The organism is Kitasatospora sp. NPDC001683 (assembly GCF_053596495.1).
On the sequence record NZ_JBSFGK010000016.1, the window covers coordinates 17,123 to 36,538 of the forward strand.

General features: G+C 69.1%; 17 protein-coding genes and 2 pseudogenes. 12 read left to right on the plus strand and 7 right to left on the minus strand.

The genetic code is table 11. The annotated features are described in order from the left end of the window. Positions 1-148: 148 nt before the first annotated feature. The 6 genes from tgmA to ACWCYO_RS11420 all read left to right on the plus strand — a co-directional run bounded on the left by tgmA (position 149) and on the right by ACWCYO_RS11420 (position 5,158). Complete coding sequence (gene tgmA / locus ACWCYO_RS11395) at positions 149-421, plus strand: putative ATP-grasp-modified RiPP (protein WP_449784085.1); 273 nt, start codon at positions 149-151, stop codon at positions 419-421. After that, complete coding sequence (gene tgmB, locus ACWCYO_RS11400; RefSeq protein ID WP_449784086.1) at positions 421-1,386, plus strand: ATP-grasp ribosomal peptide maturase; 966 nt, start codon at positions 421-423, stop codon at positions 1,384-1,386. Before tgmA ends, tgmB begins: the two co-directional genes overlap by 1 nt. A gap of 281 nt (positions 1,387-1,667) precedes the next feature. After that, entirely contained in the window at positions 1,668-2,573 is a 906-nt protein-coding gene (locus tag ACWCYO_RS11405) for a recombinase family protein (RefSeq protein ID WP_449784087.1), read from the plus strand. Between the two features lie 31 nt (positions 2,574-2,604). Further along, the gene (locus tag ACWCYO_RS11410) at positions 2,605-3,471 is read left to right on the plus strand and encodes a Gfo/Idh/MocA family protein (RefSeq protein ID WP_449784132.1); all 867 of its coding nucleotides are present in this window, start codon (positions 2,605-2,607) and stop codon (positions 3,469-3,471) included. Beyond that, positions 3,468-4,721 (plus strand): DegT/DnrJ/EryC1/StrS family aminotransferase, encoded by a 1,254-nt coding sequence (locus ACWCYO_RS11415; protein ID WP_449784088.1) that lies wholly within the window; start codon positions 3,468-3,470, stop codon positions 4,719-4,721. Before ACWCYO_RS11410 ends, ACWCYO_RS11415 begins: the two co-directional genes overlap by 4 nt. Then, positions 4,718-5,158 (plus strand): NUDIX hydrolase, encoded by a 441-nt coding sequence (locus ACWCYO_RS11420; protein WP_449784089.1) that lies wholly within the window; start codon positions 4,718-4,720, stop codon positions 5,156-5,158. The genes ACWCYO_RS11415 and ACWCYO_RS11420 overlap by 4 nt, the downstream gene beginning before the upstream one ends. Before the next feature lie 272 nt (positions 5,159-5,430). Here ACWCYO_RS11420 and ACWCYO_RS11425 read toward each other — a convergent pair whose 3' ends face one another. The 3 genes from ACWCYO_RS11425 to ACWCYO_RS11435 all read right to left on the minus strand — a co-directional run bounded on the left by ACWCYO_RS11425 (position 5,431) and on the right by ACWCYO_RS11435 (position 8,073). After that, complete coding sequence (locus ACWCYO_RS11425) at positions 5,431-6,195, minus strand: maleylpyruvate isomerase family mycothiol-dependent enzyme (RefSeq protein ID WP_449784090.1); 765 nt, start codon at positions 6,193-6,195, stop codon at positions 5,431-5,433. A gap of 235 nt (positions 6,196-6,430) precedes the next feature. After that, entirely contained in the window at positions 6,431-7,000 is a 570-nt protein-coding gene (locus ACWCYO_RS11430; protein ID WP_449784091.1) for a GNAT family N-acetyltransferase, read from the minus strand. A gap of 374 nt (positions 7,001-7,374) precedes the next feature. Further along, positions 7,375-8,073, minus strand: a complete 699-nt coding sequence (locus ACWCYO_RS11435; RefSeq protein ID WP_449784092.1) for a DUF1062 domain-containing protein — start codon at positions 8,071-8,073, stop codon at positions 7,375-7,377. 1,123 nt (positions 8,074-9,196) lie between these two features. Between ACWCYO_RS11435 and ACWCYO_RS11440 the strand changes: the two genes are divergently transcribed. Then, entirely contained in the window at positions 9,197-9,979 is a 783-nt protein-coding gene (locus ACWCYO_RS11440) for an IS5 family transposase (protein WP_449784093.1), read from the plus strand. Here the strand turns inward: ACWCYO_RS11440 and ACWCYO_RS11445 are convergent. Next, on the minus strand, positions 9,945-10,427 hold the full coding sequence (locus ACWCYO_RS11445) for a hypothetical protein (RefSeq protein ID WP_270151482.1): 483 nt from the start codon (positions 10,425-10,427) through the stop codon (positions 9,945-9,947). The two genes, ACWCYO_RS11440 and ACWCYO_RS11445, sit on opposite strands and share 35 nt — an antisense overlap. Positions 10,428-11,024: 597 nt before the next feature. Between ACWCYO_RS11445 and ACWCYO_RS11450 the strand changes: the two are divergent. Next, positions 11,025-11,304, plus strand: a pseudogene (locus ACWCYO_RS11450) (Tn3 family transposase); the annotation flags it as partial. Between the two features lie 59 nt (positions 11,305-11,363). On the opposite strand, the gene ACWCYO_RS11455 reads toward ACWCYO_RS11450, so the two are convergent. Beyond that, entirely contained in the window at positions 11,364-12,317 is a 954-nt protein-coding gene (locus tag ACWCYO_RS11455; RefSeq protein ID WP_449784094.1) for a recombinase family protein, read from the minus strand. A gap of 298 nt (positions 12,318-12,615) precedes the next feature. Between ACWCYO_RS11455 and ACWCYO_RS11460 the strand changes: the two genes are divergently transcribed. Both ACWCYO_RS11460 and ACWCYO_RS11465 read left to right on the plus strand, forming a co-directional pair. Further along, positions 12,616-13,197, plus strand: a complete 582-nt coding sequence (locus ACWCYO_RS11460) for a TetR-like C-terminal domain-containing protein (RefSeq protein ID WP_449784133.1) — start codon at positions 12,616-12,618, stop codon at positions 13,195-13,197. 4 nt (positions 13,198-13,201) lie between these two features. After that, complete coding sequence (locus ACWCYO_RS11465) at positions 13,202-14,389, plus strand: GDSL-type esterase/lipase family protein (RefSeq protein ID WP_270151812.1); 1,188 nt, start codon at positions 13,202-13,204, stop codon at positions 14,387-14,389. A 562-nt stretch (positions 14,390-14,951) separates the two neighbouring features. Here the strand turns inward: ACWCYO_RS11465 and ACWCYO_RS11470 are convergent. Further along, a complete protein-coding gene (locus ACWCYO_RS11470) occupies positions 14,952-15,488 on the minus strand; it encodes a Tn3 family transposase (RefSeq protein WP_449784134.1) in 537 nt (178 codons plus the stop codon). Positions 15,489-15,558: 70 nt separating this feature from the next. Further along, positions 15,559-15,957, minus strand: a pseudogene (locus ACWCYO_RS11475) (Tn3 family transposase); the annotation flags it as partial. A gap of 1,066 nt (positions 15,958-17,023) precedes the next feature. Between ACWCYO_RS11475 and ACWCYO_RS11480 the strand changes: the two are divergent. Both ACWCYO_RS11480 and ACWCYO_RS11485 read left to right on the plus strand, forming a co-directional pair. Beyond that, positions 17,024-17,590 (plus strand): ParA family protein, encoded by a 567-nt coding sequence (locus ACWCYO_RS11480; protein WP_449784135.1) that lies wholly within the window; start codon positions 17,024-17,026, stop codon positions 17,588-17,590. Beyond that, positions 17,590-18,744 (plus strand): ParB/RepB/Spo0J family partition protein, encoded by a 1,155-nt coding sequence (locus ACWCYO_RS11485; RefSeq protein ID WP_449784095.1) that lies wholly within the window; start codon positions 17,590-17,592, stop codon positions 18,742-18,744. Before ACWCYO_RS11480 ends, ACWCYO_RS11485 begins: the two co-directional genes overlap by 1 nt. Positions 18,745-19,416: the final 672 nt, after the last annotated feature.

Consider the following 19,416-nt stretch of genomic DNA (forward strand, 5'->3'; position numbering starts at 1 on the left):
CGGCAATGCGGCGGCGAGTACCAAAAAGTCGCGGTGACCGCCTATGGGCCCCGCTCAACTGCGGAGGGGCCCCATCCACGCGGACAGTTGGAAGAATGGGAGAACGATGGAAACACGAGACCACGGCGCCCCCTGGGGAGCCACCCGCATGGCGCCGTATGCCGAGACCAACCCGGTTCCCCTGCTTACCCCGGTGATCGACCCCGAGACTCAGATCGCCGTGATCATCGACGGGGCCGGCCACATGGTCGAGCTCGGCAATTACCTGGCTACCAGTAGCCCCTCGAACTCCACAAGCACCAACGTCAGCAGCAGCACGCAGAACTCTACGAGCACGAGTGGTCCGGATAGCTACGACTCCGACAACAACTCCGACTCAGACAACGATTCGGACTCGGACCACAACCCCAGCGGCTGGTGATGACAGACCCGAGTGGGTCGGTGTTGGTACTGACCAACCACCATGACGTGACGGCTGACGTGGTCCTGCGCATCCTCGCGGAACGTCAGGTCTCGGTGGTGCGTCTCGACCCCGGGGTCGACCTGCATGCAGGTGCTGCGCTGACCGCCACATATCGCACAGGCGATCAGCGCGGCACCTTGCGCACGCCAAGCCGAGAAATCGTCCTCACCGAGGTTCGCTCCGTCTGGATACGCCGCCCCTCGCCCTTCCAAGGTCCAAGCGGCCTGGATGAACAAGACCGTCGGTTCGCCGGATCACAATCCCAGTGGGGCGTCGGCGGGATCCTGGCGTCGCTCCCCGGAGCCCACTACGTGAACCACCCATGGGACAACCGGGCGGCGGAGTACAAGCCGGCCCAGCTCGCCACCGCACAGCGCAGCGGTTTCTCGGTCCCCAGCACCTTGATCACCAACAACCCTGACCAAGCGCGGGAGTTCATCGCCCATCAGGCCGGTGGAGTGGTCTACAAGCCGCTATGGAACACCCCGTACAAGGTTGACGGCCAGGCGCAACAGGTGTGGGTGCGGGAGGTGCGGGCGGATGAGATCACGGCTGCGGTGGCTGCCTGCCCCCACCTGTTCCAAGTCAAGGTGGAGAAGGAATGCGACGTACGGGTCACGGCTGTTGGCAACCAGCTGTTCGCGGTCCGGATCGACAGCCCTGATCTCGACTGGCGGCAGCGCCAATCCTTGATGGAGTGCGCCCCGATCGACATCCCCGCCCGGGTCGCGCGCTCAGTTCTCGCCTATCTCGCCACCTACCGACTCGCCTTTGGCGCGTTCGACTTCGCCGTCACGGCTGCCGGCGACTGGTACTTCCTTGAGTGCAACCCCAACGGACAGTGGGCATGGCAACCCGACTCGATCACCGACTCGATCGCCATCGCTATCGCTGACCAACTTCAGAAGGGTCCCGAAACGTGAACCGGCCTGCCATCTGAATGTCGGCCGTAGCCAGATGAGTCGGCCAGAAGTAGGTGAGCCTGGCTTGCTTACTCTGCGGTTGAATGGCGCCGTGGGGGCGGAATTGGTCGATTCCACCCCCTCTCGCAGATCCAATCGGCTCGGCCCGTCGACCTGCCGGAACCGGCCGCCGATCCAATCGAATCCGGTCCACTGTTCCGCCTCCCCGTTCCGCCCCCGCTAGGGTGGTCCGCGGACACCGCTGGGCCCCGCTCGGCCCACCCGGGGAAGGCGAAGAGCACATGGCCGACCGGCTCTACCTGCGGCACTCCACCGACAAGCAGACCGACGCCCGCCAGCGCCACGCCCTGGCCCCGCTGCTGGCCGCCGGCGCCCCCGTCTACGAGGACCCCGCCACCTCCACCCGGCAGCTCTCGCTCGACCGCGCCGGTTTCACCCGGCTGCTGAACGAGGCCGCCGTCGGCGACACCATCCGCATCGCCGACGCCGCCCGGCTCTTCCGCTCGGTGGCGGACATCCTCGCCCTGCGGCCGGTGCTGATCCGCCGCGGCCTGCACCTGCGGGTCGAGTCCGGACTGCTGTCCGGCATCGACCTCGCCTCCGACGACCCCGGCACCAAGATGATGGTGAACGTGCTCGCCGCCGTGCTGGAGTTCCAGCGCGACATGATCTCGGAGAACACCCGCGAAGGCGTCGCCGCCGCCGAAGCCGCCGGCAAGACGCTAGGCCGCCCCGCCGCGCTCGACCCGGACCAGGCGGCGAAGGTGGTCGAGGCGTTCGGCGAAGGCACCGCCGTCAAGGCCCTCGCCCGGCAGTACCAGGTCGATCCGAAGACGATCCGCCGTGTCCTGGATGCCGCCGGAGCCCGCGAACTGCCCGAGCTGCTCGACGTCCTCACCGTCCCGGCCGCCGAGCAGCAGTCGGAGCCGGACCCGGTGATTACCCTCGACCTGCCCGGCCTGCTCGCCGACCACCTGCTCGCGGGCGGCGACGAGACCGTCCGCACCGCGCTCGCCTCCGGCCGGACCATCCGCCGCGGCCAGGGCCACTCCCTCCGGATCACCGCGCCGCTCGAACTCCACCGCACCGCGCTGCAGCAGGCCGCCGCCCTCGCCACCGAATCCGCCAGCTCCGCCGAGCGCAAGGCCCACCGGGTCTACGCCACCCGCATCACGGCCGTGACCTGATCATCAGGGGCTTACCGCTAACCACGTCCTGATTGATCCCCGAAGCACCGAGGTTCCCGGATTCACCCGCGCCAGTGAGCTGCTGGACGCCGTGGCCCCGGACTTCGTGGTCGTCGCCGTCCCGCACCACGCCGGCCGGGAGGTCGTCCAGGAATGCGCCGCCCGAGGCGTCCACGTCCTCAAGGAGAAGCCGTTCGCCACCTCCGTGTGGGAGGCCCGGGATCTCGCCCAGGTCTGCCAGGCCGGGCAGGTCGAGCTGATGGTCACCCTCCAGCGGCGCTTCAACCCGATCCACGCGAGCGTCGCCGGGATGCTGGACCAGATCGGCACCCCGTTCCTGATCGACGGCCAGTACACCTTCCACACCGACGACCCCGGCGCCGGCTGGCGCGGGGACATCCGGCAGGCCGGCGGCGGCTGCATCATCGACATGGGCTACCACCTCATCGACCTGCTGCTGTGGTACTTCGGCCTGCCCAGCCGGGTCGTCGCCGAGTTCTCCACCACCGCCGTCCCCGGCGGCGGCTACGACGCGGAGGACACCGCCGTCATCCAGCTCGGCTACGACACCGACCTGTACGGCTCGGTGCTGCTGTCGAGGTGGGTGGCTCCGAAGACCGAGCGCCTGCACGTGGTCGGCACCCGCGGCTCGGTGCTGCTGACCAAGGGCACGGTCCAGCGCCTCGACCTGCACGGCGCCGTGGTGGAGGAGCTGACCCGCCCCCACGCCCCGGCCTCGGCGGCGACCGCGCAGATCGACTACTTCTGCCGGGTCCTGGATGGCGAGCGGCCCAACACCTCCGGCCCAGACCAGCACCTCGCGCACGCCGCCTTCATCGCCTCCTGCTACCAGTCCAAGGCAGCGGGGCGTTACATCGACCCGAAGGAGATGCTGTGACCAGCGTCCTTGCCCTGCTCGGCGGCAAGCCCGCCGTCACCGCCGACGGCCCGCACTTCAGCTGGCCGCCGATCGACGACACCACCCGCGCCAAGGTCGCCGCCCAGCTGGACGAGTCGATCTCCGTCCCCGGCCGGTCCGGCATCGTCGCCGAGCTGGAGGACGGCCTGCAGGAGTACTTCGGCGTCCGGCACGCGGTCACCACCAGCTCCGGCACCGCCGCCCTGCACGCCACCTACTGGGCCGCGCGGATCAAGCCCGGCGACGAGGTCATCGTCCCGGCCTGGACCTTCCACGCCACCGCCTCCCCGCTCTTCCACCTCCGCGCGGTGCCCGTGCTGTGCGAGACCCGGCCGGACGGCAACATCGACCCGAACCGCATCGAGGAGCTGATCACCCCCCGCACCCGGGCCATCATGGTCACCCACCTGTGGGGCAAGCCCGCCGACATGACCGACCTCGTCGCCGTGGCGAACGCCCACGACCTGGCGGTGCTGGAGGACGGCTCCCACGCCCACGGCGCCAGCATCGCCGGGCAGAAGATCGGCACGTTCGGCCTCGCTTCGGCCTTCTCCCTCAACGGCCCCAAGCCGCTGTCCGGCGGTGAGGGCGGCTTCGTCCTCACGGACGACGACGACATCTACCACCGGGTCATTACGCTCGCGCACTACAACAAGCGGGCCAAGACCGAGATCCCGGAAGGCCATCCGCTCGCGCGGTACGCGGTCACCGGGGCCGGCCTCAAGCTCCGCATCCACCCCCTCGCCGCCGCCATCGCCCACGACCAGCTCGCCCGCCTCGACGGCTACCTCGCCGGACGGGCCGAGGTCGCCCGCTACCTCACCGGCCAGCTCGCCCGGATACCCGGCCTGGAGGTCACCGAGATGCCTGAGGGGGTGATCCCGTCCTGGTACGGGTTGACGCTCACCTACAAGCCGGATGAGCTCGGCGGCCTGCCGATCGAGCGCTTCCACCAGGCGCTGATCGCCGAGGGCGCCACCGAGTTCGACCGGCCCGGCTCCACCTGCCCGATGAACCAGCTGCCGCTGTACCAGCAGCCCAGCATGCTGTTCCCCGGTCACCCGCACTCCCACCGCCGGTACAAGCCAGGGGACTTCCCCGTCGCCGAGCACGCCCACGCCCACACGATCAAGCTCCCGGTCTGGCATCGTGAGCAGGATCGGGAAGTGGCCGAGCAGTATGCCCGCGCGGCCACCAAGATCAGCGACCATCACAAGGAGCTGCAGTGACTGTCACCTCCCCCGAGTTCGTGGCTGGCCTGGCGGCCGACGCCGACGCCGCCGGCATCACCGGCTTCGTCGCCGCGGCCGTGATCAACCACGACGGTCGGGTCCTGCTCGTACGTCGCAACCCCGACGACTACATGGGCGGGATGTGGGAGATCCCCTCCGGGACGGTCGAGTTGGAGGAGGAAGAGACCATCCTCGACGCCCTGTACCGCGAGACCGCCGAGGAGACCGGGCTGGCCATCAAGGAGGTCACCGGTTATGTCGGCCACTTCGACTACCAGAACAGCCGCGGCGGTACGACCCGCCAGTTCAACTTCGCCGTCACCGTGGAGAAGACCGAACCGGTCGTCCTCACCGAGCACGACGCCCACCAGTGGGCCCTGCCCACCGAGCTCCCCGAGGTCAGCGACGCGGTTCGCAACCTGATCGCCCCCTGATTCAGAGCCGTACCCCCCGGCGGCTCTGCAGCGCGGCCCGTCTCTCGAATCACCGAGAGGCGGGCCGCAGCCAGTTCGAATCCGGCGGGGGCGGGGTCCGGAGGAGCCCCCGCCGGGGCTTCCGCGCGGCTGGAAGCTCAACACGCCCGGCGGAAGGGCACTCTCGCCGCCGTCCGGCCAGACGCAGCGAAGCGGGCGCGGCACCGCCGGATCGGCCGAAGGTCGATGGCCCAGCCGAAACGAGAGCTCTACCTACCTCACATGACCTGACTTTAACCCCCGTTCTGCAGCCGCTGGAGCAGGTCGGCGTCGCCCTCCATCCGCAGCGAATCATTCGGGATGCGCATGTACATGAGCAGAGCCATCTCGCTCGCCGTGCCGTAGATGGCGGCGGTGGGCTTGCTCTCGGCGGCCTCCGCCGCGGTGAGGCGGGTGAAGCGGGAACCGGCGGCGTCCACCGTCTGGCGCCAGGAGCCGACCTCGGCTGCGTGGTAGTCCATGGTGGCGGGCTCGCCCGGCCACGGGACCGTGACGGTGCAGACGGTGGCGAGGAACTCCTCGATGGCGTCGACCGCCTCGGTCGTCGGCAGCTCCTGCGGGGTACCGGAGGCCAGCTGGGCGTCGTAGGTGTGGATCAGCGACTCCGGGACGCGGCGGCGGGCCACGGCGGCCACCGTGTGCGGCGAGGCCAGCGGCTCCCACCAGGCCCAGCAGCCCCGGTCCGGGCCGGCCTCGCGCAGAGCAGTAAGCAGCTGCTCCGTCGAGTCGGCCAGCCAGGTTATGAGGGCCTCGCGCTCCCTGGGCGCCGCCAGCCCGTCCTTGCTCGGCCGCTCGTCGCCCGGCGCGGTGTTCAGCACGATGTAGGCCCAGAAGCGGTCCCCCTCACTGAGGTGGTTCGCCAGGTCGTACAGCGTCCAGCCCGGGCAGGACGGGACGTCGGCGTCGAGGCTGGGGGCTGCGGCGACGGCGGCGCGGAACGCGGCGGACCGCTCGTCAATCATCTGCAGCAGGGTGGGGAAGGGGAGATGCTCAGTCACGCAGACCTTGTATCACCCGGACCGGGACTCTGGCACTCGATTAACGGCTTGGGGAGCGATAAGAATCTGGGCAGGCTCGGCTGAGCAATCCGCCTGGGATTGATCAGCAGGACGTCGGGCGGGCGTCAGCGGCGAGTTCGGCAAGATGCTGCCGGGATATGCCCGATAGGGCGTAATGAGACAAGGCCGCGCGGGCCGATGACTTCACATCCACGGGCGCCGCGCCTCGCGCCGCCTACGCCTGCCGCCGCTCCCACTGCTCCTTCGTGATCTCGTACCGCACACCCCCGTGCTCGGAACCCTCGACCGCCATCATGTCGTCCGGCGTGGGGATGTTCTCCGCGAGCGTCATCCCGAGCTTCTCCATGACGTTACGCGAAGGGCGGTTCACGGTCATCGTCTCGGCCCAGACCATGCGGATGCCGAGCTCGGCGAACCCCTTCGCTAGCAGCGCCTGCGAGACTTCGGTGGCGTAGCCCCGGCCCCAGGCCACCTGGCGCAGGCGATAGCCGAGTTCGGCCTCCTCACGCGGGCCGCTGCGCAGCGGACGCAGGCAGAACCAGCCGACGAACGCGCCGCCGTCCTTCTCGTGCGCGGCGAACAGGCCGAGGTCATGATTCCAGCGCTCGTAGCCGGCGAGGATGCTGGGGATGGCGAGGTCGCGGACCTCCTCTGGCGGGGTTGGAGCGCCGCCGGTCAGGTAGCGCATCACCGCCGGGTCGCTGTCCAGCTCGATCAGCAGGTCCGCGTCGGCGGCGGCGAAGGGGCGGAGGGTCAGGCGCTCGGACTCGAGGTAGGTGGTCACGTGAGGATCATGGCCGAGACGGGTCGGACGGGCCAGGGAGTTTTCGGGCCGCGTCTGTCACCGGATGGCGTGCTGGAGGAACAGCAGCATGACACGGCCGCCTTCACGTCACGCCCGAGGACCCGCCTGTATCGCTCCCCAAGTCGTAACTGATCGTTTCAGGATGGGTTGAGCTGTGGGTCTTGCGTTCGACGATCTTGGTCGGCAGGGGGTCCGGGTGCGTGCTGATCGTGTTCCGGACGACCTGTGGGAGCGGGTGGCTCCGCTGCTGCCACCCGCTCCCGACCGTTCCTGCCGGCGACGCGACCACATAGCCCAGGAGAGGCTGTCCCAAGCGGGACAGCCTCTCCATCAGCAAGATCTACATCAGACTTCTAGGCGTGCGCCGTGGCCCGGCGTGGGAGCTCCCGGCCGGGTGCGGGCGGCAGCCCGATCCGAGCCAGGTCGGTGCGTTCGGCGTTGGGCGCATCGAGGGACTTCGCGTGCTTGGCCGCATCGACGGAACCGGGTCCGTGGATGGTGAGTTCGAAGTCCTGGTGCGCCTTGACGTCCGGAGCGAACGGCAGGCGGATCCGCCCGTCCGCGACCAGACGGCGCACCTCGGCCCGGCTCAGGCCGAGACCGAGCTGGAGCAGCCGCTCTACCCGGACCGGCGCGGGCAGCTCGAAGCGCACCCGCACCGAGAGCGGGTTCGGGTCGTCGAGCGCGTACAGCGGCATGCGGGTCTCCAGCTCCCACGTCCCGGTCCAGTCGAGCCGGTACCGGTTCTTCGCCGCGAGCGACGCACTCATCACCAACTCCCTTACCACTGCCGGGTCGTTGATCTCGTACCCCACCAGCCGGGCCGGCTCCAGCGTCGAGACGTGGACGCGCTCGTGGACGGGCACCTTCGAGGTCCGGTCGCACGTCGCGCAGCTCAGCAGCAGCCAGACGTCGAGCAGCTTGCCGTTCCCGTTGACGCGGACCTTCCCCGAGGCGCGGTGCCGCATGCCGGGACAGTCCGGGCAGGACCGGACGACGGTGGGCAGGGCGGACTGACGCACGGCCCACAGGGCCTTGCGGTCGGTATTCATGTGTGTTGGGTGCTTTCAGGACGCAGCAGGAGGGCATGCCGAACTCGCTCGGCGGCTCCCGCTCTCTGACGGATGCTCACGAGGGGCGCGACCCATCGCCCCGGGGCTGGGTCGTCAGGCTCCGAGGTCGATCGCGCGACAGGTACGTACTACGTGGCAGTCATCAAAAGTCCATGCGGGCGATCATGATCGAGACGGCGGCCCGCGGCAACCGAATTCCCCCGTGCTCTCGGCCGGTGGTCGCGGCTTATCTCATGGAACTCCAGCCCGCTGCCCCTCCAGCCCGGTCGGACTCCCAGACGCTCTGCCAGGATCTCGATTCGGGCACTTGCCTGACGCAGGAGGGTCAGGACGCGACTGTCGAAACTCCTGCTCACGCCCTATGGATGATCGGCCGGACAGCTCCTAGCGGGCAGGTGAAGTAGGCCAGCGCTTGAAGGACGCGCCCGCACTCACAGGTTCGCAGCTCGGCCGTCTGGTCCTCGTTCAGGCGCGTGCGGGCAACCGGGACCGATACCCAGCCGCACTCGGGACAGTCGACCATGCGATCCTCGCGGATCCACTCGCCGTAGGTCTTCCTCTTGGGCCATGGGCTCAGCTTGGCATGGTGGCGGTCGTCCTATCTGGGAAACGGCTGCACCGTTCGATCAACTTGCCTTACTTGAATTACGCGACTGTATCGCTCTGATCTGCACAGTCAGTTGACACCACTAGATAACGGGGCACGATCGTTAACGGCACCCCTTCTTCGGGTGACGAGCAGACGGGTAGGCCGGCTGCCAGGAAGGCGCGGTGGTTGTCGGAGAACCGGATGCCGTACTCCTCCTCGATGCGCTCAAACTCGTCATCGCTGACTAGCCGTTGCTCTATCGATCCTGGTGAGCGTGAGTTCGAGTCTGCCGACTCGGTCGGGTGATCTTCTGGTCGGCAGGGCATGAAAGTGGGGCCTCCCGCACAGCTCGTGGGGTCGAATCCAGCCGAGCAACAGGAGGCCCTGGTGCCGCAGTCTTCCGTCTCCGGGGCGTGGCCGTCCAACTCCGCACCCCTGTCGTGTGGTTGCCTCGCTCACCGGTTCGGGAACGCCGGGGACCGGCCGCACAGGCGTCCGAGGTACCCCTCGGACATGACCGACGCGGAGTGGGCCGTCGTGCGCGACGCAATGCCCGTGCCCGCCTGGCTGGAAGGCCGCGGCGGGCAGCCGGAGGGCTACTGCCACCGGCAGCTGGTCGACGCGGTGCGCTACCTGGTCGCGGGCGGCATCGCCTGGAGGGCGGTACCCGCGGACTTCCCCGCATGGGACCGCGTCTACGCCTTCTTCCGGCGCTGGCGGGACAAGGGCCTGATCGCCGAGTTCCACGACCGGCTGCGCGACAGGGTCCGCAAGGCGGCGGGCCGTGATCCGGAGCCGACCGCCGGGATCATCGACGCGCAGTCGGTGAAAGGGGCCGCGTCGGTGCCGGCCACGAGCCGGGGGTTCGACGGCGGGAAGAAGGTGAACGGCCGCAAGAGGCACATCGTCGTGGACACCCTCGGGCTGCTGCTGGTCGTGATGGTCACCGCCGCATCCGTCACCGACCGCGAGGCAGGCCGCACGCTGCTGGAGCGGCTGCGTGAGCGGCACTGGCGCATCTCGCTGGTATGGGCCGACGGCGGCTACACCGGACGCCTGGTCGACCTCGCCCGCGATGCCCTGCGGATCGCGCTGACAGTGGTCCGACGCACCGACGACGCCACGGGCTTCGTGGTGCTGCCGAAAAGGTGGCTGGTGGAACGGACGTTCGCATGGCTGATGCACTCACGCCGCCTGGCCCGCGACTACGAGACCCGCACCGACACCTCCGAGGCGATGATCCGGTGGTCGATGAGCATGGTCATGAGCCGCCGGCTCGCCCGGCGAGCACGCTGAACATCCCCGGCCGTTCCTCGACGAGCCAGCCCCGCGCGGCCAGGCGCTTCACCTTCGACCGCACTCCCTCCACCTTCGCCGGAACCGGCTCCAGCCCGAGTGCCGCCGCGAGCTGCCGACAGTCCATCTTCTCCCCGCTCCCCGCCAGGACCTCCACGAGCCGCTGGTAGTCGGGCGCCAGCGCACCCGGATCGAGACCTTCCCTCCAGACGGGAACCACCGATCCGGGCCCTGCTCCGGCGACCCGCGCAGACCGTTCACCGGCCACCCCGGCCGGCGATGCCTCCTCGCCTGCAGGAGGTTCTGCCAGGACCTCGGCCACCGTCTGACGGGTAATCACGAACCGTTCCCACGCGGCTTCCGCCTCCCGCAGCTCGGCCTGCAGAACCTCCACTCGCTGCCGGGCAGCACGCTCGCGCTCCTCCAGTAGCCCCATCACCGACGGCATCCGGCACCTCCACCGAAGAGACGACACGACACCCCGTCTCTGCCACCGAGGCACCAGCACTATGCCTGACCAGCGGAAACGCACCCATCACTATCGGAAAGACAACGGCTTCTGAGGCCAGGTTCAATGGTGCAGCAGTCGGCCTGCCGCAGGCGGCGGGCGGCGTCGGCTCCGAGACGGGCTCCGTCGATGTTGATCACAGCCGAACAGGAGTGCCCTTGTCGGCCCAGAGGTTCAGGTGGGGCCGCTCGGACTATCGCGGGCAAGAAACCGTGAACCATGGTCGCGCAGGATCACCATCAGATCGCGACGGCGGATGAATTCAGAGCCCCAGATCACAGACTCCTACCAGTGCTGGACTCCCGAGAGGGGACATTCGCCGCCGAGGGCCGGGACGACAGGTTCTCGGCAGCAATGCTTTAGACAATCGCCGAGGCATTCCACCCGCCAGGCTGCAGGGTGGCCGGTGTACGTGGGGAAGGTGGGGGGAGGGGCGCGCGCGATTCTTCTAGGAGGGTGGTGGGGTTTGCAGTTGTCTAAAACAAGCCTCAGGGTATTCTGAGTATCGGGTTCCTTGCCCGAGTCCCCCTCGGGAGGATCGCCAGCGCCACATTCGCCGCCCGCGAGAGCGAGCTGTGGGGCGCGGGTTCGACCGCGGTGGCCTCGGGCTCCACGCACTTCCGCTCCTGGGACCAGAACCTGTTCACCGAGTGGCACTCGCGCTACGGCGGCCGGGGCGTGCTGGTGTACTGGCACGTCGAGCGCGGCTCGGTGGTGGTGCACTCCCAGACCCTTCGCGCGTCCGCGTCGGAGGTCGCGGCGATGGTCGAGGGGGGCGATCCGGCACGGCACGACGATGAGCGTGGAGGGCAACTGGGGTCCGGCCAAGGTGCCTGCGAAACCCACATTGAGATGATCTCGTAGGCCGATCCGCCGTCAGTTGGTCTGAAAGGCGGCGAAGTCGGCATGGGCCGCTTCGACGGCTTCGGGGTATGCCTGGCGCTTCTCGTGCTCGGCGAGCGCCCGGTAGATGCTGGCCAGGCCGGGGTTCTGGCCCTTGCGCTTGCCCGTGGGGATGATCAGGTCCGGGCGGATCTTCTCGACCGACTCGCCGGCCGCCCGACGTCGCAGCACGGTGTGCAGCATGTCGTCGGTGATGACGGGCGGCCGGCCACCGTGCTTGCCCTTGCGGGCGGCGGCATCGAGCCCTTCGAGGGTGGCCTCGCGGATGCTCTCGCGCTCCGTCTCGGCCATCGCGGCGAAGAACCCGAACAGCATCCGGCCGGGGCCGGACGGGTCGTAGATGCCGGGCAGCGGCCCGGCCAGCATCTCCAAGACCAGGCCGTGGGCGGTGAGGTGGTCGGCCAGCGCGGTGAGCTCGGCGGCGTCGCGGCCGAGCCGCTTCATCTCGTAGACGGTGAACAGCACGCGGCAGTGCGGGGCGTGGGCCTTGATCTCGCGGGCGAGGGTGAGCGCGGCCTCGAACTGGGGGCGGACCCGGATGCGGGTGCTGATCTTCTCGGAGAAGATCTTGTCACGGGGGATGCCGTGCGCGCTGAGCGCGTCCAGCTGCGACTGCAGCTCTTGCGTGAGGTGGCTGCAGCGGGCGTACCCGATGCGGATGTCCGCGCCAGGGGTGTCCGTCTCGGGCGCGGCCGGCGGCGGGGTGCCGGGCCTCCAGGGTTGTCCGGGGCCGCGGTCGGCCGGGGTCGGCACCCGCAGCAGCTTGGCAAGCCGGGCCACCTTCTTGAACCGGCCGGTGTGGTAGATCCCGGCGACCGCGCCCGAGCGCGAGCGGCAGGGCGAGCCGGGCTGGACGCCGCAGCGCGGGCAGTCGTGGCGCTCGACGTCGTCGGCGTCGCTCTCGATGGCGTCCTGAGGGCCCGTCACACCCGAAATGCTCTCACGAACCATTCCCAGAACAGGGGTCCGGCACCACTTGGGTGAGAACGAGTTCTGAGAACCGATTGGGCGCCCGGGTCACCCCTGGTGACCCTTTCCGATCTTGCTCCCGGAAAGGACCGTTTGTGCGAATCAAGGCGGGGGCGACCGTGCGGCTTCATAGGCCCTGCCGTCGCGCTCACCCCCTTCGGTAGGGTCGCGAAACCTTAATGAGTGCAGTGTTTGCCTATAGGTTGTAGGTAGATGCATACTGACTATAGGCAAACTGAGAGAGTGGGTGATGGTTGTGGTTCGGGCAGGACTGAGCCCGGAGCGGCTGACGCTCGCTGGTGCGGAACTCGCCGATGAGGCCGGTTTCGGCCAGGTGACCCTGTCCGCGCTCGCCCGGTGTTTCGACGTGAAGCCGGCGAGCCTGTACGCGCATGTGAAGAACTCCCACGAGCTCAAGACCCGGATCGCGCTGTTCGCACTGGAGGAACTCGCCGACCGGGTCGCCGAAGCCGTGGCCGGGCGCGCGGGCAAGGACGCCCTGACAGCCTTCGCGAACGCCTATCGGGACTACGCCCGGGCGCACCCCGGCCGGTACGAAGCCGCGCGGTACCGGCTCGACCCGCAGACTGCCGCGGCCAGCGCCGGCGTCCGGCATGCACAGATGACACGGGCGATCCTGCGCGGCTACGACCTGGCTGAGCCGGACCAGACGCACGCGGTCCGCATGCTGGGCAGCGTCTTCCACGGCTATGCCTCCCTGGAGGCGGCCCGCGCTTTCGACCACACGGACGTCGCCGCTCAGCAGTCCTGGGCCTGGACCCTTGACTGCCTCGACACCGCATTGCGGAGCCGGTGCACCCCAGAATCAAGAGTTTGAGGCAATGAGCACCGAACAGAACCTGATCACCACCCCCGTCACCGCCGACTTCCTGCGCGGGCACCTCGACGTGGAAGAGACTGCCCACGGCCTGCTGCCGCACCGGCTGCCTGCCTGGGCGCGCCGCCAGATCCCCGACGACCTGCTGGCCGTGGCCGAGGCCCAGCCCTCCGGTGTCCGGCTGGCCTTCCGTACTAGCGCCACCACCATCCGCCTGGAGACCCTGCCCACCAAACGTGTCTACCGGGGCTTCCCGCCCCCGCCGGACGGCATCTACGACCTTCTGGTCGACGGCCGCCTCACCGCCCAGGCCACCGTGGACGGCGGGAACCTGCGCACCATCACTGACATGCAGACCCAGACTGCGGAATTCACCCCGGGCCCCGTCGGCACCGCCCACTTCACCGACCTCCCCACCGGCGAGAAGGACATCGAGATCTGGCTCCCGCACGCGGAGATCACCGAGGTCATCGCCCTGCGCACCGACGCCCCCGTCGAGCCCGCCCCGGACAAGGGGCGTCGGGTGTGGCTGCACCACGGCAGCTCCATCAGCCACGGATCCAACGCCGTCTTCCCCAGCACCATCTGGCCCGCGCTGGCCGCCTCCGCAGGCGATGTGGAGCTGATCAACCTCGGATTCGGCGGCAGCGCACTGGTCGACCCGTTCACCGCCCGCGCGATGCGCGACACCCCCGCAGATCTGATCAGCCTCAAGCTCGGCATCAACGTCGTCAACAGCGACGCCATGCGCCTGCGCGCCTTCGCCCCCGCCATCCACGGCTTCCTCGACACCATCCGCGAGGGCCACCCCACCACCCCCTTGCTCCTGGTCTCCCCCATCCTGTGTCCGACCCACGAGAACACCCCCGGACCTCTCATGCCGGACCTCTCCAGTGGAACCCTGAAGTTCAAGGCCACCGGTGATCCGGCCGAGACCGCCGCCGGACGGCTGACGCTCACGATCGTCCGCGACGTCCTGGCCGACACCGTCAAACAGCGGGCCGCCGAAGACCCCAACCTCCACTACCTCGACGGACTCGACCTCTATGGCGAGAGCGACCACGACGAGTTCCCCCTGCCGGACGCGATCCACCCCAGCCCCGAGGGACACCGCCGCATCGGCAAGAACTTCGCCAAGCTCGTCTTCGCAAACAACGGGCCCTTCGCCATCACGACCGGCTGCCCCGGATAACCCGTGCCCGGCGGGGAGAGCGTGTCGTGATGACGGTGACCGCGCCGATGGTGCTCGTGCCCACCGGCGACCCGACCCCTGTGGAGAAGGCCGTGGCCGACGGCATCGCCGCCGACTTCGACCCCCCGAGACCTTCCTGTGGATCGTCTTCCACCGCCCCGACGGCGGCGCCCGAATCTGGTACGCCTGGACCGCCGGCGGACACCCGCTCGGCGACCGGATCGACCACGCCGCGCTCGCCGCCGGGTACGACTGCTCCGACGGATCGGCAACCGCCACCTGACCAAGCACACCGGGGCCGGATCACGATCGGCGCCTACCCACTGTGGCTCATCGACGCCGATGTCCGGAGCGGATGCGCGCGCCCGAGACCGAGCGGGACGGCCTGCGCCGGCTCATCGACCGCCTGGTCCATGAGCGGCCGTCCCCGCTCCGAGCCGACCATCGACGTCGGCCGCTGGCTCGGTGTAGGCCCGGCTCTGCTCGCCCGGCCGTAGCCGGGAGCGCCGGGGTGGTCGAAGCCGCACGCCGCGGCGTCGACCCCGCCCCGAAGCACGTGCGGCTACTGCTCGGCGCCGACCTGGTCCTGCGGGCCGAGCTTGGCGAAGTCGACATCCGGGTGCTGCTCGTACGCCTCCGGCGCCAGGTCGAGCTCGTGGGTGGAGTACTCGCCGAACCGCATGATCTTCTCGGTCAGGTAGGGCGAGACCTCCGCCAGGTCCTCGGGCTCGACCTTCCAGCCCTCGGCCTGCAGCTCGCGCACCGCCTGGGCGATGTCCAGGGTGTTGTGGAAGATCAGGCAGTTGCTGAGCAGAGCGTTGAACTTGACCGCCCTCTCCTGCTCGACGGGGTCGTTGTCGGCGATGACGCCCCAGTTGCCGAAGCGCACCCACTCGGAGAAGCCGTTGAACGCCTCCTTGTTGGTCGCGGCCGTCACCCGCCGGCGCATCTGCGGGTCGGTGAGGTAGCGCAGCAGCTGGATGGTGCGGATCACCCGGCCCACCTCGCGGAACGCCGCGTAGTGGGCGTTCTTGCGCGACCCGGAGCGCAGGCGCCGCAGCAGCAGCACCGAGGACACGGTGCCCTCGCGCACCGACAGTGCGACCCGGCATCAGGTCCTTGAAGTGCTGCTCGATGAGGTCCCAGTCGATGACGTTGCGCCCCGCCTCGCCGAACAGCGCGTCGATGTGGACGTAGGAGGTCTGCCGGGTGGGCCGGAAGAACACCAGGTCTTTCCAGTTCCTGATCCTCGGCATCAGCTCGAACCCCAGCAGGTGGGCCAGGCTGAACACCGGGTAGCTCTGGCCCTGCGTGTCCGCGTGGATCGTGGCCGGCTGGATCTCGGACTCGTTCTTCAGCAGCCCCTCGATGATGTACACCGCCTCCCACACGCCGCAGGGGATGAAGTGGGTGAACAGCGGGATGTAGGTGTCGGCGACGTGGTGGTAGGCGATGCCGCCGGGCCGGCCGTAGCGGATCGAGGTCCCGGCGACCAGGTTGTTCAGGTAGGTGTCCATGTGGGTGCCGTCGGCGGCCACCGCCGTGCCGTCGCCCCAGGCCCGGGACATGTCCAGCTGGCCGTGGGCGTTGACCACGTCGGTGATCGCCTGGTTCAGCTTGGCGACGCCCGAGGGCCACCTGACCTTCGACAACGGATTCGTCTTCGGCCCCGCGCAAGTGGTGACGCCGCCGCCGATCCGACTGGGGCCGGCAGCTGACCCCCACAGAGGGTGCGGGGAGGGCCTCCAGGTGGCGGCCGTGATGCCCGCATCCTCCGGCCGACCCCCACAAGTGCGGGGAGGATATGCCGTCTGCGGCGGAACCGGAGTAACCGCACGGCTGACCCCTGCGGATGCGGGGAACCGCGGGCCGGCACCATCACCTCGGTGTCCGACGGCTGACCCTCGCGGCGAACCTAATCAGCGACTTCATGTCAGGCGGCTGACCCCGCGGGTGCGGGGAGGACGTCGGGGCTCGACCAGGTGACGTCGGCCGGCGTCCGGCTGACCCCGCGGGTGCGGGGAGGACACTTCCCGACGTGCAGCGATGTAACGCCTTTGCAACTTCTTGACCATGTCTGCCGGGCCAAACGCGATCAGCCAGCCCACACCAGCCTATTGGGCCGTCAGACAACACTGGGACATAGTGCCATGCGCCCCGGCCTCCGGGCATCGAACACCTCAAGTCCCGAACCCTCACAACTCCGCATCCATTGGGAATCAAGTGACTTCGCGAACGCCATACCGTCCAATCACAATCGCGAGCCAGCGGTTCTCGAGCATCCATTCCCCCCTCTGCAGCCCAGGCATCGCCACACACCGGAAACCGAAAATTCAGGAAGCCCGCCAGACGAACAGCAGCGTTTCTCCGGAAAACCAGGCGCGTGGGGGCGCCAGTCGTGCTCCAACACACGCGGGTCGCGTCAGGCTCCGAGTCGATCATCTGGAATGCTGTCCCAGTCCGCCGCCCACGGCTTTGAGCGGCGGGCATCCGCAGTACCGGGCGAACCGCCCGGGAAGCCCACGGAGAGAACGGAACATCATGAAGCCATCTGTGCTTGTCGTGTCCACCGACCCCCAGGGGTCCGCGGTCGTCTGGGCCGAGCGGGTGGGGGACAACCTGCCCTTCGATTTCATGGCGGCGCACGACCAGGCCGATCAGCTGGTCCACCTCAAGAAGACCGGCGCGAAGATCCACGTGATCGCCAACCAGAAGGGCGGCGTCGGCAAGACCACCACCACGGTCAACCTGGCGGCGTGCACTTTCGACGTCCTCGGCGCGAAGGACGAGTACGAGCACATCTTCATCGACACGCCGGGCACCCTGGCCGACGAGGAGATCCTGCGCCGGGCACTGGAGATCGCGGACGACGTCCTGGTCCCGATGATCACCGAGCCGCTGTGCTTCGACCCCACGGCGCGGACCATTCAGAAGGTCATCGAGCCGATGAACATCCCGTACCGGGTCGTCGTCAACAACTGGGACCCCCGGGACGGCCGTGCCGACCTCGAGGACACCGAGGCGTACATCGCCGCGAGGGGATGGCCGCGCGCCAAGACCGTCCTGCGCCGGTACAAGATCCACTCCCGAGCGGTGGCCGAGGGGACGGTCGTCACCCAGTACAAGGAGAGCGGAACCGCCTACCGGGCCCGCGAGGACTTCTTCCGGCTGTCCCTCGAGCTCGGTTACGGGGGTCGCTGATGGCAGGCCGTCGCGTCTCCTTCGCCTCGATGGCCGCCGACCCGGTCGTCGACGCCCCGGGTGTGGACAGTGCCAAGGACGCCCCGGCCCGGTGGATCCCCACCGCCAACTGCCTGCCCAACCCGCGCAACCCGCGCGACGAACTGGGCGACCTCTCCGACCTGGCGAGCATCAAGGACCGCCAGTTGCAGAGCTGCCTCGCCGTCACCCCGGCCGCCTACCTCCGGCTGTGGCCCGAGGACCGGCAGACGCTGGGCGCGGGCCCGGACGACGTGGTCGTCGTCAACGGCAACCGCCGTCGGGCCGCCGCTCAGCTGTACGGGCGCGAGCAGCTGCTGGTCGTCGTCGACGACTCGGTGGCCGAGTCCAAGGCGACCCTGCTGCGGGCGGCGCTCGACGAGAACATGGCGCGCAAGGACTTCGACCCGATCGAGGAGGCCAACGCGGTCCTGCTCATCGTGGCGCAGTACGCGACCGCCAAGGAGGCCGCCGAGGCGGAGGGCTGGTCCCAGAGCTGGATCTCGCACCGCAAGAACCTGCTGAAGCTCCACCCTGAGCTACAGCGCCAGGTGCGGGCCAAGGCGCGCGGCGAGGAGGGCGTCTCCATCAACGTCGCCCGCCGTCTGGGTTCGGTGAAGGGCATCGAGGAGATGTCCCTGGCCGAGCAGACGGCGGAGCTGGAGCAGCTACTCCAAGCCGACGCCGACGCGGTGACGGCGAAGCGGGCGGCGAGACTGGAGGCGAAGGCCGCGGCCAAGGCAGCCCCCGCCGACGTGGCTCCTGCTGCGCCGGCTCCACAGCCGGTGCTCACACCTGCGCCCGCTGCCCAGCCGGTCGCCGAGGCGGTCGCCGAGGCGGCGGAGCCGGTGGCTCCCGCGGCACCCCGGCCGGAGTCCGCCGCCCCGCAAGCTCCGTCCGCGAGCACTGAACCCGCTTCGAGCCCCGACCGATTTTCCGCGGAAAATTCCGAGCCGCTCCCGATGCCGGAGCAGCGCGAGAAGCCGGCAGCCGCCGCCCCGCAGGCGGGCCTCGGAAACGTCGACTGGCACAACGTCGAGGAACTGGCAGACGCCATCTGCCGCACCCTCTCGGCCGACGAGGCCTACCGCCTCGCCGACGCCCTGGCCAACCGTCTGCTGACGACCAGCAGCTGACGCATCCGTGGGTGTCCCACCCCTCCTGGATGGTGGGGTGGGACACCCACGGCTCTTCGAGGCCTTGAGGGTCAAGGGGACCCGCAGCTCTCCTGCTTACCGCGCTGGAATCGGAAACGATCCGCCCGAGGACGCTGTCGGGTGCGCGTGGCACGATGTCAGTTGGTCCTTGACTCCTCAACAGCTCAACGGTGTCAGCGATGACACATTTGGCCACCCGTAGCACCCGCCAAGCCGACATTCCATCAGTCAAGAAATGGCAAAGCCGCTGCTACGTCGCAGGTCAGGAAGCCTCCTCCCCGCACCTGCGGGGGTCAACCCTCGTCACCCTGCTCCAGCGCGCCGGATACCTCCTCCTCCCCGCACCTGCGGGGGTCAACCCTCGGCACTGGCGTACGAGCGGTCGATCGGGCCCTCCTCCCCGCACCTGCGGGGGCCAACCGCCCGCCGTCCAGCCCTGAAAGGCCCACGCCTTCGGAGCACCCGCGCCCCGATGACGGGTCCCGCAGCAAGAGGAGGACGTTATGAGCGGCACGATCCCGCCAGACGACCAGGGCCGGTGGCGCGCCCAACGCGGCCGTGGGACCCGCGGCCCGACCCGGGTGCCGATGCACCCCGTCATGCCGCTCCCAGACGACATCCCGGCAGCCGAGGAGGCGGAGGAGACCACGA